At 64.0% G+C, this 17,112-nt stretch carries 15 protein-coding genes; 13 read left to right on the top strand and 2 right to left on the bottom strand.

The genetic code is table 11. From position 1 onward, the window contains the following. Positions 1-103: 103 nt before the first annotated feature. From CH268_RS06375 to CH268_RS06345, 7 genes are all read left to right on the top strand, one after another. Positions 104-619, top strand: a complete 516-nt coding sequence (locus CH268_RS06375) for a DinB family protein (RefSeq protein WP_032366611.1) — start codon at positions 104-106, stop codon at positions 617-619. A gap of 49 nt (positions 620-668) precedes the next feature. After that, complete coding sequence (locus tag CH268_RS06370) at positions 669-2,195, top strand: aldehyde dehydrogenase family protein (RefSeq protein ID WP_176457861.1); 1,527 nt, start codon at positions 669-671, stop codon at positions 2,193-2,195. Between the two features lie 24 nt (positions 2,196-2,219). Then, positions 2,220-3,731, top strand: coding sequence for an APC family permease (locus tag CH268_RS06365; protein WP_032366458.1), 1,512 nt, complete (start codon positions 2,220-2,222; stop codon positions 3,729-3,731). Between the two features lie 12 nt (positions 3,732-3,743). Next, positions 3,744-5,291, top strand: a complete 1,548-nt coding sequence (locus CH268_RS06360; protein ID WP_094662970.1) for a GMC family oxidoreductase — start codon at positions 3,744-3,746, stop codon at positions 5,289-5,291. Beyond that, the gene (locus tag CH268_RS06355; protein ID WP_032391504.1) at positions 5,281-7,230 is read left to right on the top strand and encodes a putative nucleotidyltransferase substrate binding domain-containing protein; all 1,950 of its coding nucleotides are present in this window, start codon (positions 5,281-5,283) and stop codon (positions 7,228-7,230) included. Before CH268_RS06360 ends, CH268_RS06355 begins: the two co-directional genes overlap by 11 nt. 24 nt (positions 7,231-7,254) lie before the next feature. Then, positions 7,255-9,933 (top strand): MGH1-like glycoside hydrolase domain-containing protein, encoded by a 2,679-nt coding sequence (locus CH268_RS06350; protein ID WP_255182308.1) that lies wholly within the window; start codon positions 7,255-7,257, stop codon positions 9,931-9,933. Between the two features lie 83 nt (positions 9,934-10,016). Then, positions 10,017-11,123, top strand: a complete 1,107-nt coding sequence (locus tag CH268_RS06345) for an alcohol dehydrogenase catalytic domain-containing protein (protein ID WP_094662968.1) — start codon at positions 10,017-10,019, stop codon at positions 11,121-11,123. A 3-nt stretch (positions 11,124-11,126) separates the two neighbouring features. Here CH268_RS06345 and CH268_RS06340 read toward each other — a convergent pair whose 3' ends face one another. Next, on the bottom strand, positions 11,127-11,915 hold the full coding sequence (locus tag CH268_RS06340; RefSeq protein ID WP_094642990.1) for an ABC transporter ATP-binding protein: 789 nt from the start codon (positions 11,913-11,915) through the stop codon (positions 11,127-11,129). A gap of 93 nt (positions 11,916-12,008) precedes the next feature. On the opposite strand from CH268_RS06340, the gene dapB reads away from it, so the two are divergent. From dapB to CH268_RS06325, 3 genes are read left to right on the top strand one after another with little or no spacing between them, the layout of a single operon-like run. Further along, positions 12,009-12,767, top strand: a complete 759-nt coding sequence (gene dapB / locus CH268_RS06335) for a 4-hydroxy-tetrahydrodipicolinate reductase (protein ID WP_027496797.1) — start codon at positions 12,009-12,011, stop codon at positions 12,765-12,767. Positions 12,768-12,817: 50 nt separating this feature from the next. Continuing rightward, positions 12,818-13,237 (top strand): hypothetical protein, encoded by a 420-nt coding sequence (locus tag CH268_RS06330; RefSeq protein ID WP_063216903.1) that lies wholly within the window; start codon positions 12,818-12,820, stop codon positions 13,235-13,237. 5 nt (positions 13,238-13,242) lie between these two features. After that, positions 13,243-13,695, top strand: coding sequence for a flavodoxin family protein (locus CH268_RS06325; protein WP_094662966.1), 453 nt, complete (start codon positions 13,243-13,245; stop codon positions 13,693-13,695). 56 nt (positions 13,696-13,751) lie between these two features. On the opposite strand, the gene CH268_RS06320 is transcribed toward CH268_RS06325, so the two are convergent. Next, the gene (locus CH268_RS06320) at positions 13,752-14,204 is read right to left on the bottom strand and encodes a hypothetical protein (protein WP_094662964.1); all 453 of its coding nucleotides are present in this window, start codon (positions 14,202-14,204) and stop codon (positions 13,752-13,754) included. A gap of 137 nt (positions 14,205-14,341) precedes the next feature. Here CH268_RS06320 and CH268_RS06315 point away from each other — a divergent pair, with 137 nt between their 5' ends. From CH268_RS06315 to CH268_RS06310, 3 genes are read left to right on the top strand one after another with little or no spacing between them, the layout of a single operon-like run. Then, positions 14,342-15,712 (top strand): OFA family MFS transporter, encoded by a 1,371-nt coding sequence (locus tag CH268_RS06315; protein WP_027496813.1) that lies wholly within the window; start codon positions 14,342-14,344, stop codon positions 15,710-15,712. Beyond that, entirely contained in the window at positions 15,709-15,825 is a 117-nt protein-coding gene (locus tag CH268_RS28525; protein WP_420030340.1) for an MFS transporter small subunit, read from the top strand. Before CH268_RS06315 ends, CH268_RS28525 begins: the two co-directional genes overlap by 4 nt. Before the next feature lie 35 nt (positions 15,826-15,860). Continuing rightward, complete coding sequence (locus CH268_RS06310; protein WP_094662962.1) at positions 15,861-17,069, top strand: winged helix-turn-helix domain-containing protein; 1,209 nt, start codon at positions 15,861-15,863, stop codon at positions 17,067-17,069. Positions 17,070-17,112 lie beyond the last annotated feature (43 nt).

Below are 17,112 nucleotides of genomic sequence, written 5' to 3'. Positions count from 1 at the left end.
CCCACCGTAGTGTGAATTGTCCGAATGGGTTGTTGCTGGGGCTTCGCGCTCTGTTTCGGGCGGGTCGTTCGGCAGGAGCCACTTCGTGCTCGACAATCGCAGTATGAGCTTCACCGCGCCCACGCCCGATCCCGTCGACGGTCCGCTCGTCGGTGACGACAGACCCATTCTCGAAGGAATGCTGCGTTGGCATAGAGCCACGTTGTCGAACATCTGTGCCGGTGCCGATGCCGAACAGCTTGCGCAACGCCCCTTCTCGCACTCGACGCTCTCCCTCCTCGGACTCGTCCGGCACCTCGCGAAGGTCGAACGCATCTGGTTTCGAGAGCGACTGGCGTCGATGTCGTTCGACCCGATGTACGACGCTGCGTTGGGTAAGGATTCCGACTTCCTGGGCGCGACGGCATCGAGTGCAGAGTCGGACTTCGCGCGATTCGCTGCCGAGTGCGAGGCCTCGGACGTGGTCGCTGCCCAATACTCGTTCGAGGATCCGGTCGACTGTCGCGGCGGGCCGATGTCATTGAGGATGGTCTACGTGCACATGATCAGTGAATATGCGCGGCACAACGGGCACGCGGACATCATCCGCGAACAGATCGATGGAGTCACCGGCCGCTGAGGCATACCGTAGACACACCAACAGGCCCCCACACGGAAGAAGGTGTCGAGTGACCGACTCCGATGCAGGATTCGACCCGAGCTCACTGCGGCCGTCGTTGTTCATCGACGGGCAATGGCAGGGAGCCGGTGACGGCGGGACCCGCGACATCGTCGATCCGTCCAACGGCAGCGTGGTGGCCGTCGTCGACGAGGCGACACCCGACGATGCCCTGGCTGCGGTTGCCGCGGCGCGGGCAGCGTTCGACGACGGCCCCTGGCGCTCGGTGACGGTGGGTGAGCGCAGTGATCTGCTCAATCGCATCGCGGACTTGCTCCAACGGGACAAGGCGAAGTTGGCGCATATCGAGACCCTCGATACCGGAAAGACGTTCGGCGAGAGTGAGATCGATATCGACGACGTCACCTCGGTGTTCCGCTTCTATGCCGATCTCGCTGTGGTGCAGGCAGATCGACTGATCGACGTCGACCGTCCGGAAATTCTGAGCCGAGTGGTGCACGAGCCCATCGGTGTCTGCGTGATGATCGCACCCTGGAACTACCCGCTGTTGCAGATCTCGTGGAAAATCGCCCCCGCCTTGGCTGCTGGGTGCACCATGGTGCTCAAACCCAGCGAGGTGACGCCACTGAGCACCATCGCGTTCACCAAGCTCGTGGAAGAAGCAGGAGTGCCTGCTGGTGTGGTCAACCTGCTGCAGGGCAGCGGCGCGACGCTCGGAGATGCGCTCACCAGGAACCGCGACGTCGACTTCATCTCCTTCACCGGCGGACTCGCCACTGGCAGGCACATTCTTGCCGCGGCCGCGGAGAACGTCACGAAGGTGGCGGTGGAACTCGGGGGCAAGAATCCACACATCGTCTTCGCCGACGCGGTGGCCGACGAGCAGTCGTTCGCCGATTCGGTCGACAACGTACTGACCGGAGTGTTTCTGCATTCTGGTCAGGTGTGTTCGGCCGGTACCCGACTGATCATCGAGGAATCAGTGGCCGACCGGTTCGTGTCCGCCGTGGCAGAGCGCGCGAAGACCATCGTGATGGGGCCGGGTATGGACCCGGCCAGTGAGACCGGACCGCTGGTGTCGCAGGCGCAGCGCGAGAAGATCGAAGGCTTCGTGGCGACGGGTATCGAGGAGGGGGCCACCTTGGTCATAGGAGGTACCAAGCCGGACGATCCGTCCTTGAGCAAAGGTAGCTATTTCCTGCCCACCATCTTCGATCACTGCGATCGGTCCATGAATATCGTGCAAGACGAGACGTTCGGGCCCATACTCACTGTGGAGCGATTCGACACCGAGGCCGAGGCGCTTCTGCTGGGTAACGATACGAATTACGGTCTCGCCGCGGGTGTTCGGACGTCCGACGCCGCGCGAGGCGAAAGGATGGTGCGTGGGCTTCGTCATGGAACGGTGTGGCTCAACGACTTCGGTGTCTACACGGCGGCCGCGGAATGGGGCGGCTTCAAGCAGTCCGGGAACGGCCGCGAACTCGGACCGTCCGGTATGTCCGAATATCAAGAAGCGAAGCATATTTGGCACAACACCTCACCTACAGCGGCGGGGTGGTTCGGTACCCGATAGAGCACGATGGGAAAGGCCACAGGCATGGCAATACTGAACGACAATTCGAGCGGAATGGACGATTTCGGCTACAAGGAATCGCTCGACCGCAGTCTCGGAAAATTTGCAAGCTTCGCCGCAGGCGTCAGCTACATCTCGATCCTCACCGGCACCTTTCAGCTGTTCTACTTCGGCTTCGGCACCGCCGGGCCGGCGTATCTGTGGTCGTGGCCTGCGGTCTTCGTCGGTCAGCTCTGCGTGGCACTGTGCTTCATGGAGTTGGCCGCGAAGTATCCGGTGGCGGGATCGGTGTACAACTGGGCGAAGCTGTTGGGCCGCAGGATCGTCGGTTGGTCGGCGGGCTGGTTGATGCTCACGGCATCGATCGTGACACTGGCCGCCGTTGCCCTCGCTCTGCAGCTGAATCTGCCACGTATCTGGAGCGGATTTCAGATCATCGGCGACGGCTCGGGTGCCACCGACTTCGCGGCCAATGCAGTGCTGCTCGGTGCGATTCTGATCGCCATCACCACCACGATCAACGCGCTGGGCGTTCGACTGATGGCGATGATCAACAGTGCGGGTGTGTTCATCGAACTCATCGCGGCCGTGCTCATCGCGATCTTGCTCGCGGCCAACATCACTCGTGGACCCGAGGTGTTCTTCTCCACCAACGGCTACGGTGCCGGTGAGAGCGGCGGCTACCTCGGTGCCTTCCTGGTCGCGTCGCTGGCGTCGGGATACGTCATGTACGGATTCGACACCGCGAGCTCGCTCGGGGAGGAAACCGTCGAACCTCGGCGTACCGCTCCCAAAGCGATCTTTCGCGCCATCCTCGCGTCGTTCGTCATCGGTGGAGCCATCCTGGTGTTCGCCGTCATGGCCGCGCCGGACCTGAACGATCCTTCCCTCGGTAGCCCCGACGGCAGCCTGCAATCCATCGTCGAATCGGTGATGTGGGGCCCGCTCGGCACCGTCTTCCTCATCTGCATCGTCATTGCGGTGTTCGTCTGCTCACTGGCAGTACACACCGCGGCTATCCGGCTCACGTTCGCCATGGCGCGAGACAACGCGTTGCCCTTCGGTGAGAGTCTGGCCAAGGTGAATCCGAAGACCCAGACCCCGGTGGTGCCCGCGGTGACCATCGGCGTGCTGGCCATCGTGATCCTCGTCGTCAACATCGGTCAGCCGCAGATCTTCACGGTCCTCACCTCGATCGCGATCATCATGATCTATCTCGCGTATCTGATGGTCACCGGACCACTGTTGGTCAAGCGCATCAAAGGCGAGTGGCCGCCGGAGGATCTCAAACCCGGTGGATACTTCACGATGGGTAAGTTCGGCCTGCCGGTCAACATCGCTGCGGTGGTGTGGGGTGCCGGGATGGCGCTCAACCTCGCCTGGCCGCGCGAGGCCGTGTACGGAACCCCCTGGTACAACACGTTCGGTGCGTTCGTCTACATCGGCGGCATCCTGGGCGTAGGCCTGCTGTGGTACGCACTCAAGGGGCGCAAGCACATCGGCACTCTGAAATCACATGCCTCCACAGGCAATTAGAAGGAGCGTGCAGTGACAGACACCCAGTTCGATTACGTCGTCGCAGGAGGTGGCACGGCGGGATGTGTGCTCGCCGCGCGACTGAGCGAGGATCCCTCCGTCAGCGTCTGCCTTGTCGAAGCAGGGCCGACCGATGTCGGTGACAAGGCAATTCTCGAACTCGTCGAGTGGATGCATCTGCTCGACTCCGGCTACGACTGGGACTACCCCGTCGAACCGCAGGAACGTGGCAACAGCTTCATGCGGCATGCGCGTGCGAAAGTGCTCGGCGGTTGCTCGTCGCACAACTCCTGCATCGCTTTTCATCCGCCGGCGGAAACTCTCGACGATTGGGCCGCGGCCGGTGCGACGGGCTGGGGCGCGTCGGACATCCTGCCGTTCGTTGCGCGCGTGGAGAACAACGACACCGGCCGTGGACATGACGGCCCCGTTCGAATCCGCGACGTGCCGCCGAACGATCCATGCGGTGCAGCAGTGCTCGAATCGGCAGCCGGAGTCGGGCTTCCCACCGTTGCATTCAACCGCGGGACGCCGGTACTCAACGGTGCGGGCTGGTTTCAGATCAACGCGGGAGAAGACGGCTCGCGGATGTCGACCTCGCATGCGTATCTGCATCCGATCATCGGCTCGCGGCCGAACCTGGAGGTGCGCACCGACTGCTGGATCAGCGAGATTCTGGTCGACGAGTCGCTGACCGCGACGGGTGTGCGGTACCAACGCCCCGACCTGACCGGTTACGACACCGTGTCCGCGCGACGCGAAGTGATCGTCACCGCCGGTGCCATCGACACTCCGAAGTTGTTGATGCTCTCCGGAATCGGACCGGCGGCACAGCTGCAGGAGATGGGAATCACCGTTCGGGTCGATTCACCGGGAGTGGGAGAGAACCTCGACGACCACGTCGAGGGGCTGGTGTTCTGGGAGGCGAGCAAGCCCATGGTCACCACGTCCTCGCAGTGGTGGGAGATCGGCGTGTTCGCGCAGACCGACTCGTCGCTGAACTACCCGGACATCATGATGCATTACGGCAGCGTGCCGTTCGACATGAACACTCTCCGGTGGGGTTATCCGACCACCGACAACGGGTTCTGTTTGACGCCCAACGTCACCCAGGGTCGTTCTAGGGGAACTGTTCGGTTGCGCAGCAGAGACTTTCGCGATCGCGCAAAGGTGGATCCGCGCTATTTCACCGACCCCGACGGCCACGACGACGCGGTGATGCTCGCCGGTCTGAAGCTGGCGCGCGCTATCGCCGCAGACGGTCCACTCGCGGGTTGGATCGAACGCGAACTCGCACCCGGGCCCGATGCCGTCACCGACGATGATCTGCTCGACTACGTGCACAAGACCCACAACACGGTCTATCACCCGGCAGGCACGGCACGGATGGGATCGGTGGACGACACCATGGCCGTGCTCGATCCCGAGTTGCGCGTCAAGGGCATCTCGAACCTACGCGTGGTCGACGCGTCGGCGATGCCGAAGCTGCCGTATGTCAATCCCAACATCACGGTCATGACCATGGCGGAAAAGTGCGCCGACCTGATCCGTGGCGGATAGATCGGAGCTTGCCGACTTCCTCGGCGCGCACCCACCGTTCCAAGGCGCGTCACCTGCGGTACTGACCGACATCGCCGGAGCAGCCGTCGAACTCGACTATGCCAGTGGCGCATGGGTTGTGGGCCCGACGTCGAAGCTCGATGTGGCCGACACCGTGTGGGTGGTGCGTACCGGTCGAGTGGTGATCGTGCACTCCGACGACACCTCGCCCGCCGCCGTACCGATCGACACCATCGGTCCGGGCGGGGTCTTCGGTTTCTCGGCGTTGCTTGTCGGCGGGACGGTCGAATTCTGTGCGCGCGCAACCGAGCCGAGCACCGTTCTTCGGTTGCCCGGGGAGCTGATTCGACCGCTGTTCGCAACGCCGACCGGGCTGGCGTTTCTGGCCGACGCCGTCACCTCGGCCAGCACGCATCGCGGTGGGGCGGCCGAGGGTAGTGCCGGCCGCGCCGTCGGCGAACTGCTCTCGGCCCCACCGGTGTTCGTCTCTGTCGGAACCTCCGTCCGAGACGCAGTTCGGCACATGACCGAACAGGGCAGCTCGTACGTCCTGGTTCCGCTGCGAGGTTCGCGCTACGGAATATTCACCGACCGTGACCTCAGGGTGCGGGTGGTCGCCGCGGGAATCGGCGTCGACACCCCGGTCGAGCACGTCATGACGTCGCCCACAGAGACGGTCACCGCGGACCGGTTGGCCGGCACCGTCCTGATGGACATGCTCGAGCTGGGACTGCGGCACATGCCCGTCGTGTCCAGCCGAGGCGAGGTTCTCGGCGTCGTCGAGGACTCCGATCTGCATGCCGCGTCCACGCGTCGCAGCTTCGTGGTTCGTCGCGCGGTGACCTCGGCAACGACATCGGCCGAACTCGCCGACGCAGGAAGGCTCGTTCCGGGATTGGTGGCGGACCTGTTCCGGGGTGGGACCGACGCCCTGGCCGTCAGCGCGATTCTGTCCGTCGTGGTCGACAGCCTCGTTCGCCGAGCCGTGGAGATCGAATGGGCGGCGCGGCCCGAAGTACCGCGACACAACTTCGCCTGGATCACCCTGGGCAGCGTCGCCCGACGGGAGGCGATGCCCTCCTCGGACGTCGACAGCGCTCTGACTTGGTCGGATACCACCGCCGACCCCTACGTGCGTGGACGATCGAACTCGGTGCCGAGAACTCGCGACGAAGTGCTGATGGGCCTGGCCGCGCGGGTACACGCGAGCCTCGACGGTGCCGGGTTGCCGTCCGACACCAACGGTGCGGTTGCGAGCTCGCCGAGATTCGCACGCTCGGCCGGGCAATGGGAAAGTGCCGCGGCCCACTGGCTCAGCAACCCCTTCGGCGATCGTGGCAAAGCAGGAACCTCTGGTCGTTCCGCAGGCTCCACTCCGGCTGGGGACTCCGGCCTCATCATGTCGTCGCTGATGATCGACGGCAGGGTGGTGTGGGGCCCGCGGGAGTTGAACACCGTTCCCGAGGCCTATCGCCGACTGCTGGTCGACAACCCCGATGCACTGCGGCTGCAACTTCGCGACGCCCTTGCCGGACGGGCCAGGCTGCGTTCGCTGCGCGACGTGCTGGCGCGGCGCGGCGGCACGTTCGACCTCAAGGCCCATGCACTGACTCCCATCGTCAATCTCGCTCGGTGGGGTGGACTGTCGGTGGGAATGGCCTCGGCCTCGACACCGGCGCGTCTGGCGGCCGCGTCGGGCAACGGGATGCTCTCCGAACGGGACGTCACCACGTTGACCGAGGTGTTCGCGCTGCTTCAACGGCTGCGGCTGTCACACCAGATCGATCAGATGACGGCAGGCCATCGGCCCGGCGATGTGCTGATCATGGCCGATCTCTCACCGCTCGAGCGCAGTCTGCTCACCGACGGCATCCGAGAGATCGCCGCGGTACAACGCCGAGTCGGGTACCTCGCCGCCAATGTCGGCGTGCATCGCTGACCGGGAAGCACCAGACTGTGTGCCGTGACCACCAATCCCGTGAGCGTTCCCACCCCGTCCACCGTCGAACACAACCGTTTGGCGGAGTCACCAGGGGTCAGCGGGCCATGGCGTCAGTGGGGCCCGTATCTGGCGGGACGGCAGTGGGGCACGGTGCGCGAAGACTACTCCGAGGACGGAAACGCGTGGGCGTCGTTTCCGTTCGATCAGGCGCACAAGCGTGCCTACCGCTGGGGTGAGGACGGAATCGGTGGAATCTGCGATCGATTCGGTTTCCTGAATTTCGCGTTCGCCCTGTGGAATCGCAAGGATCCGATTCTCAAGGAACGACTCTTCGGGTTGGCCAACGAGGAGGGGAATCACGGGGAGGACGTCAAGGAGTACTTCTGGGCGATCGACGGCACTCCGACGCACAGTTGGATGCAGTGGCTCTACCGCTACCCGCATGCGGAGTACCCGTACGCGCACCTGCGCGAGGAGAGTGCCCGACGCGGCCGAGACGACCGCGAATACGAATTGGCCGATACCGGGATTCTGGACGAGAACCGCTTCTTCGACGTCCAGGTCACGTATGCGAAAGCGTCGCCCGACGACATCTGCATCACGATCTCCATCACCAATCACGGACCCGAGGCGGCATCGGTCGATCTGCTGCCGCAACTGTGGCTGCGCAACACCTGGTCGTGGGGGCGCGACGATCGCGGCGGATCGCTCACCCAGCTGACCCGACCGGAACTTCTGGCCGGCGGCCTCGAGGCCGTTGCCGCCGATCATGGCTTTCTCGGTCGGTACTACCTCAGTGCCGAGGGATCGCCGTCAGTGTTGTTCTGCGACAACGAAACCAATGCAGAGTCCTTGTGGGGGCAGGACAACCTGTCGAAGTACCCCAAGGACGGTATCGGCCGACATGTCGTCGACGGCGAACAGGGTGCGGTGAACCCCGAGCAGACCGGAACGAAGGCTGCATTCTGGTATAGATTCGACGACATCGCCTCGGGCGCAACCGAATCGGTGCGACTGCGCTTGTCGCCCCATCGGCCGGACGAGCAGACGTTCGGTGCGGGATTCGACGCGGTCACCGGAGACCGTCGTGCGGAGGCGGACGAGTTCTACGGCGCAGTGATCGGTGCGGACCTCACCGATGCCGATCGACACGTGGCGCGCCGGGCATATGCGGGGCTGTTGTGGACCAAGCAGCTCTACCGCTACGACGTCGAGCAGTGGATCGAGGGCGACAATGTGGGAGCCCCGGCGCCGCACTCGCGTCAGGACCCCAAGGGCCGTAACGCCCATTGGCGTCACCTCGCACTGGCCGATGTGATTTCGATGCCCGACGAGTGGGAATATCCGTGGTTCGCCGCTTGGGACTTGGCCTTTCACGCTATTCCTCTGGCACATGTGGACCCGGACTTCGCGAAGGAGCAGCTGGTCCTGATGTGCCGGGAATGGGCCATGCATCCCAACGGCCAACTGCCGGCCTACGAATGGGAGTTCGGCGACGTCAACCCTCCGGTGCACGCGTGGGCGGCCTGGCACGTCTATAGGATCGACGGCTATCGGGATCGCGAGTTCCTGGTCCGGGTGTTCACCAAGTTGCTGCTCAATTTCGCGTGGTGGGTCAACCGTAAGGATTCCGAGGGGTCGAACATCTTCGAGGGCGGGTTCCTCGGCATGGACAACATCGGATTGTTCAATCGGTCCGCTCCGCTGCCTCCCGGTTTCCGTCTGGAGCAGTCCGACGCCACGAGTTGGATGGCGTTCTACTGCCAGCAGATGTTCAAGATCGCACTCGAGCTCGCGCGCCACGACAGCGCCTGGGACGACGTCGCGACCAAGTTCTTCTCGCACTTCCTCTCGATCGCGAAGGCGGTCAACTCGTTCGGTTCCCAGCACATCTCGCTGTGGCACGAGGAAGACGGATTCTTCTACGACGTCCTCGTCCAACCAGAGGGCGACGCGGTACCGATGCGAGTGCGATCCATGGTCGGTCTGCTTCCCATTCTCGGGGCCACGGAAATTCCGCCCTGGGTCGAGGCGGAGTGCCCGGACCTCGCGGCGCGGCTGCGGTGGGTTCAGCACCGTCGGCCGGAAATGGTCTCACCGTTGCTGGCGCGTCGGGAAGGCAACGAGGTGCGCCTTCTGCTCACCCTCGTGCAGCCCGAACGTCTCAAGCGGATCCTCTCTCGCATGTTCGACTCGGAAGAGTTCTTGTCGGAGTTCGGTATTCGTTCCTTGTCGGCTTCGTACCGCGAGCCGGTCACGTTCGACGTCGACGGTCGAAGCCTGTCCATCGAGTACGAGCCGGGGGAGTCGCGCACCGGAATGTTCGGGGGCAACTCCAATTGGCGAGGGCCGGTGTGGTTCCCGGTGAACGTGCTGCTGGCGGACAAGCTGCGCGCCTACGGGCGCTATTACGGCGACTCGTTCACCATCGAAATTCCCACCGGCTCGGGAAACCATCGCACTCTCACCGATGCCGCAGACTTGATCGACAACGGCTTGGCAGGACTGTTCCGTCCTGTCGACGGCAAGCGGCCTGCCGACGGTCGGCGGATCGAATCGAGTTCCGATCCACTGTGGAGTGAGCACCCGACCTTCAACGAGTACTTCGACGGGGACACCGGCGAGGGACTCGGAGCAACACACCAAACCGGCTGGACGGCGTTGGTTGCACACCTGCTCAGGCCCCGTCTGCCGCTGTGAGGGCCTGCGGCCCATGTGAGTGGAACTTCGTAGTGGGCTACGAAGTTCCACTCACATGCGGCGCAGCCGCATAGTCTGGCGGGATGAAGATTCGCGGCGCTGTACTCGAAGAAATCGGCCGATCTCGTCCCTTCGCGGACTCGCATCCCATCACCATCTCCGATCTCGAACTGGGCTCACCGGGTGACGGGGAACTGCTCGTCCGGATCGAAGCCGCCGGACTGTGCCACTCGGATCTGTCGGTGGTCGACGGTAATCGCGTTCGTCCGGTACCGATGCTGCTCGGCCACGAGGCCGCGGGCCGCGTCGAGGAAGTCGGCGCGGGCGTCGACGACATAGCAGTCGGAACCCGTGTGGTCATGACGTTCCTGCCGCGCTGCGGTGACTGCGCGGGGTGCGCCACGGACGGCCAGATGCCCTGCGTCGTGGGAAGCGCGTCGAACAATGCGGGCACGTTGCTCGGCGGAGACATCAAATTGCATCGAGACGGTGCCGAGATCAAGCATCACCTCGGAGTCTCCGGCTTCGCCACACACGCAGTGGTCAGTAGAAAGTCGGTGGTACCGGTCGACGACGACATCCCAGCCGACATCGCAGCGGTCCTCGGTTGTGCAGTGCTCACCGGCGGCGGCGCTGTCCTCAACGCCGGAACTCCGAAGCCGGGGCAGTCGGTGATGGTGGTCGGCCTCGGCGGAGTGGGCATGGCGGCCGTACTGACCGCGGTATCGATCGGTGCGGGTGAGGTCATCGGTGTCGACGGCGTCCCCGACAAGCTCGTCGCCGCAACCGATCTGGGTGCAACACAGGTTTATTCGCCTGCGGATCTCGCAGAGAAGGGGATCAAGGCGGACATCGTCATCGAGGCAGCGGGCAACGCCCGTGCATTCGAGACTGCAGTCGCGGCAACGGCTCCCGGTGGAAAGACGATCACCGTGGGCCTGCCTGCTCCCGACGCCCGTTCGTCGATCTCACCTCTCGGTCTGGTAGCCGAGGCGCGCACGATCATCGGTAGTTACCTCGGCTCGGCCGTCCCGGCGCGCGACATTCCGACGTACGCCCAGATGTGGCGCGAGGGTCGACTGCCCGTCGAGAAGCTGATCTCCTCGCGCATCACGTTGGACGAGATCAACCGCGGCATGGACGAATTGGCCGACGGCAACGCCATCCGTCAGGTCATCGTTTTCGACTGACCGTCAGCGGTGGGCCGCGGTGGCCACCCACCGCCCGCGACGGCGAGAGATCTCGATCGGATGGTCGAAGCACGTGCTGATGTTGTCCGTGGTCAGCACCGTGTCGACAGGCCCCTGAGCGTGCACGCGCCCGTCGCGGATCAGCAATGCGTGGGTGGTCGAGGTGGGGATTTCCTCGAGATGGTGGGTGACCAGGATGCTGGCGAGCCCGGGATGTTCGGCACGCAGCGAGTCCAGCGCCGTCAGGAGTTGTTCGCGGGCAGCCAGATCGAGGCCGGTGGCGGGTTCGTCGAGTAGCAGCAGCGCCGGATCGGGCAGCAGTGCGCGAGCGATCAGTGCCCGGCCCCGCTCGCCCTGGGAGAGGGTGTGCCACGACGCGTCCACGCGGTGGGCGACTCCCAGCGACTCGACGAGCCGGTGGGCGCGAGCGACCTCGTCCTCGGTGGCCGACCATCTCGGGATCAGATCGGGCGTGTTGGTCAGTCCCGTCAGGACGACCTGGAGCAGAGTCAGCGGGGCCTCGATCTTCAGACGAGGGTCGACGTGTCCGATGTGCGTGCGTAATTCGCGCATGTCCACTCGGCCCAGGCGGTGGCCAAGTACGTGCACCGCGCCCCGCGTGGGATGGACGACGGCTCCCAGCAAGCTGAGCAGGGTGCTCTTGCCGGCACCGTTGGCACCGAGCAGCACCCAGTGCTCGCCCTCGTCGACCCGCACGGTCGCATCACTGAGGAGATAGCGGCCGCCACGGACGAGATCGACGCGGTCGGCGAACAGAACGCTGGACTTCACCGACCGACCGTAGCTGCCGGTGTCGGGGGCCTGGAAGTAGGCTCGGTCTTCGGTAGGACGACAAGACGACGACGAAACGAGTGTGGGAACGACGTGAGTGCAACGGCACCTGTTCGAGTAGGGGTACTGGGGTCACGCGGCAAGGTCGGTCAGGCGATCTGCGCCGCAGTCGACGCAGCCGGCGATCTGGAACTCGTGGCAACTGTCGACCAGGGCGATCCGCTGGCGAACTTCGTCGACAGCGGTGCGCAGGTGGTCGTGGATTTCACCCATCCCGATGTGGTCATGGACAACCTGCAGTTCTTGGTCGAGCACGGCATCCATGCTGTCGTCGGCACGACGGGTTTCGACGAGCAGCGGCTCGAGCAGGTTCGTGAGTGGTTGGCCGGATCGCCACAGACGGGTGTGTTGATTGCACCGAACTTCGCCATCGGAGCGGTGCTGTCGATGCGCTTCGCTCAGCAGGCAGCCCGATTCTTCGATTCCGTCGAGGTGATCGAGCTGCACCACCCGAACAAGGCCGATGCGCCCTCGGGGACCGCGTACCGTACCGCCGCGCTGATCGCCGAAGCGCGGGCGGCAGCGGGCACCCCGAAGAGTCCCGATGCGACGACGACGGAGCTCGACGGTGCTCGCGGAGCCGACGTGGACGGAGTGCGCGTGCACTCCATCAGACTGGCGGGACTCGTTGCGCACCAAGAGGTTCTGCTGGGGACACAGGGCGAGACGCTGAGCATTCGACACGACTCGCTGGACCGGACGTCCTTTGCGCCCGGTGTACTGCTCGGAGTCCGAGAGATCGCTGCCCGGCCGGGGCTGACCGTCGGCCTCGACCCGCTTCTGGATCTGTGAGCTGATCGACAGTGAACAAAGCGACCAAAGTCGTCGCCATCATTGCAGTGATGGTGTTGATCCTCGGCTTCTACTTCTTCCTGCTCGGACAGCGCGGAGTGACGTTGATCCAGAACGGCGGGGTGGCCAGTACTGCCCTGGGGATCGGGGTCATCCTGCTGCCGATCGTCGGGTTGTGGATCGTGTGGGCGACGCTCAAAGCAGGATTGGACCATCAGCGGCTGGCGTCGCGCATCCGAGAGGAAGGCCTCGAACTCGACGTCGACGATCTGCCGAGGAGGCCGTCGGGGCGCATCGAACGAGACGCAGCCGACGAACTCTTCCAACAGGTCAAGGCCGAATGGGAAAAAGATCCCGACAACTGGCGAAATTCGTATCGACTGGCGCGGGCCTACGATTACGCGGGTGATCGCGGGCGAGCTCGCGAGACGATGAAACGTGCTGTGGCACTGGAACGTGCCGAGAGCTGACGGACATGGCGCGCACTCTGCTGATCGTTCACCACACACCGAGCCCGCCGATGCGGGAACTGCTCGAATCGGTCCTCGCCGGAGCCCGTGACCCGGAGATCAGCGGTGTGGACGTGCGCAGTGTGCCTGCGCTCGGCGCGACAGTCCCGGATGTGCTTGCCGCCGATGGCTTTCTCTTCGGTACCCCGGCGAACTTCGGTTACATGAGTGGTGCCCTGAAACACTTCTTCGACACCGTCTACTACCCGAGTCTCGATGCGGTATCCGGAAAGCCCTACGGTGCGTGGGTGTACGGAAACAGTGATACCGCTGGTGCCGGGCGGGCAATCGAAAGTATTGCGGCGGGTTGGGGATTGGACAAGGTTGCCGAGACCGCTCACCTGGTGGACAGCGGCAAGGGGTCGCGGGAGCGCTGCTACGAACTCGGCGGGACGATCGCGGCCGGTCTGTCCGACTGACCGCGGCCCGAGCCGGCGTGTACGTCTCGGCACGCTGCGGCCGCGCGAGTACCGACTCAGTCCGACTCGACAGGGGAGTGGGATCGCAGCACGTCGTCGGCTGGGATCGACAACGGAATTTCCAGAAGTCGTTCCGGCCAACTCGGGTACGCGGGTCTGATCCAGACACGGTTGTCGTCGAGCTGAGTCATCAACACCCGGCGCCACTGCCAATCGTCCTGCGGTGTCAGCAGATCGGTCTCGGGCTGCAACGGCAGTGGGGCTTTCGTCCAGTGTGGCAACGACAGGGAAGCCAGTCCGCGTTCCTCCAGGGCGGCAATCGCGTCCACCAGCGACACACCCAGCGCAACAGTGATACCCACCGGATTGACGGCATCGACCAGGTATCCCTCGTCGTGTTCGTCGTACGGGGCCGATTCACCCGCGCTGTGTGCGACGGTCCATCCGATCACCTCGCCGTCCGAGGCTCGTTTCACCGGCAATCTGCTACGCCACCGCTCGACATCCACTCACTCGAGGATACGCGGCTCGATGTAGTGAGTTCGGTGAAGAAACTATGTCCGATTGTGAGCAGGCAGGGTCGTGCTCGTGTTTGACTGCAGGGGATAGTCGACATTTGTACCGCTCTCCATATCAAGGGATTTCGATGACCCTCCCCATTCTCGACCGCTCCAGAATCGTTGCTACGCCCGAGTGGAGTCGCTGGCTGATACCCCCGGCAGCCCTGTCGATACACCTGGCGATCGGATCTGCGTACGCCTGGAGCGTCTTCAAGAACGCCATCTCACAGCCCGACGCCCTGGGGCTCAGCGGAACGGTCACCGCCATACCGTTTCAGCTCGCCATCGTCATGCTCGGCCTGTCGGCCGCGATCTTCGGCACCAGAGTGGAGAAGAACGGCCCGCGTTGGGCGATGGCCGTCTCACTTGTCTTCTTCGTATCGGGACTGCTCATTTCCGCACTCGGCATGGCACTCGGCCAGTTCTGGCTGGTGATCTTCGGATACGGCTTCATCGGCGGTATCGGCCTCGGAATCGGATATATCTCGCCCGTGTCGACGCTGATGAAGTGGTTCCCGGACCGGCCGGGAATGGCGACCGGTATCGCAATCATGGGCTTCGGCGGCGGTGCCCTGATCGCGTCACCTCTCACCAGCCAACTGATGGTGAACTTCGGCGGCTTCACCGATGGTTCGATCGCCAAGACGTTCCTCACCCTCGGCGTCGGGTACGCGGTGTTCATGGCGCTGGGAGTCGTGCTGATCAGAGTCCCGGCCGAGGGGTGGACACCGAAAGGCTGGACGCCTCCCGCGGCGTCGGCGATGATCTCGACGCACAACGTCTCCGCGGCCAACGCCGTCAAGACTCCGCAGTTCTGGCTCCTGTGGGTGGTGTTGTGCTTCAACGTCACTGCCGGCATCGGCATCCTCGAACGCGGCTCCGGGATCTACCAAGACTTCTTTCCGGACGCCACCTCCCCGGAATCGTTGGCCGCGGCGGCCGCTGGTTTCGTGGCGTTCCTGTCTCTGACCAACATGATCGGTCGCTTCGTCTGGTCCTCGGTCTCGGACGTGGTGGGTCGCAAGAACATCTATCGTCTGTACCTCGGTGTCGGCGCGCTCCTGTACCTGTACATCGCCCTGTTCACCAACACGAACAAGATCCTCTTCATGGTGTCGGCGCTGTTGATCCTGTCGTTCTACGGCGCGGGATTCGCAACCGTTCCGGCCTATCTCAAGGACCTCTTCGGTACGTACCAGGTGGGCGCAATCCACGGACGACTGCTCACCGCATGGTCGGTGGCAGGTGTTCTGGGACCACTGATCGTCAACGCCATCGCCGACGCCGGCGAGGCGGGAACCACCGGCCGGTACCTCCCGGCCTTCTACGTGATGATCGGATTGTTGGTCGTCGGGTTCCTGGCCAACGAAGCCATCAAACCGGTGGCGTCGAAATTCCATGAATCCGATTCGGCCGACGCCGCCGATTCGACGACCTCGACAGGAGCCAAGGCATGACCACCGCGCGAATGCAGGGAACGATGGTGATCGCATGGCTCTGGGTGTCCGTGCCGTTCGCCTACGGACTGTACGAGCTGATCCTCAAGGCCAAGAATCTCTTCAGCACCTGAACCACCGTGTCGGTGGATCGTGACAGGGTGGCCCGATGCGAGACATGAGCGCTGCCATGGCGCGCCGCACCGCCTTGGCCGCCCAAGGACTGGCGTCGGCCCGATCGCGCACGCGGCCGGCGAGCAAGAGCGCGGTGCACGGAGCCATCGACACCACCGGGTTGTTGCAGATCGATTCGGTGTCGGTGGTGGTGCGCGCGCACTACGCGCCGGTGTTCAGTCGCGTCGGTGCCTACGACAGAAAAATCCTCGACGACGCCGCCTGGACCGACACCACCCGACGCCCGAGGCGGTTGGTCGAATACTGGGCGCACGAGGCAGCGTTGCTCCCGGTGGAGGACTGGCCGCTGATGCGGTGGCGCATGGAGTTGTACCGACACGGTCGATGGGGTGGAGCCGCCCGCATTCTCGATCGTGAACCCACACTGGTGGACGATGTTCTCGCCGTGATCGCAGAGCACGGCGCGGCCAGTGCGGGTGAGATCGAGAAGCATCTCGACGTCGAGAAGCCCGGGCGCAAGGGTCCCTGGTGGGATCGAAGCGACGTCAAGGTCGTGTGCGAGCAACTCTTCGCTGCCGGAGTGGTCAGCGTGCCGGCACGGTCCGGGTTCGTTCGGCAGTACGAGCTCAGCGAACGGGTGCTTCCCGACGCTGTTCTCCGCAGGCAGGTCGACGAAGCGGATGCGGTGCGGGCCCTGATCGAAAAGTCCTCTCGTGCACTGGGAATCGGCACCGAGCCGGATCTGCGGGACTACTATCGGCTCTCCCAGAAGCAGTCCAAGGCCGCAATCGCCGACCTCGTGGAAGACGGCGTCCTGGAGCAGGTATCCGTCCGAGGGTGGAACGCGCCGGCCTATGTGCACCGCGACGCCAGAACACCGAGGACTGCCACCGTCGCAACCCTGTTGTGCCCGTTCGATCCGATGATCTTCTATCGGCCGCGTGTGGAGAGAATCTTCGATTTCCACTATCGCATCGAGATATACACCCCGCAGCACAAGCGAATTCACGGGTACTACGTATTTCCCTTCCTGCTGGACGGCCATCTCGTGGCGCGCGTCGATCTCAAGGCCGTGCGGGCCAACTCGGAACTACACGTCATAGCGGCGTACGTCGAAGGCGACTGCGATCCACGCGACATCGCACCCCGGTTGCGCGACGTCCTGCACGAGATGGCGGAGTGGCTCGAACTCGAACGCGTGGTGGTGGGTACCCGAGGTGATCTCGTCGCTGCGCTGCGATGACATGATCCGGCGTGCGCTCGATCCGGATCGATGCCAGTATTTT

Origin of the sequence: Rhodococcus sp. 06-1460-1B, from assembly GCF_002258475.1 — a bacterium.
Classification (GTDB): Bacteria; Actinomycetota; Actinomycetes; order Mycobacteriales; family Mycobacteriaceae; genus Rhodococcoides; species Rhodococcoides fascians.
Note: the sequence above shows the minus strand (reverse complement) of the source record. Positions and strands in the feature narration are given on the sequence as shown.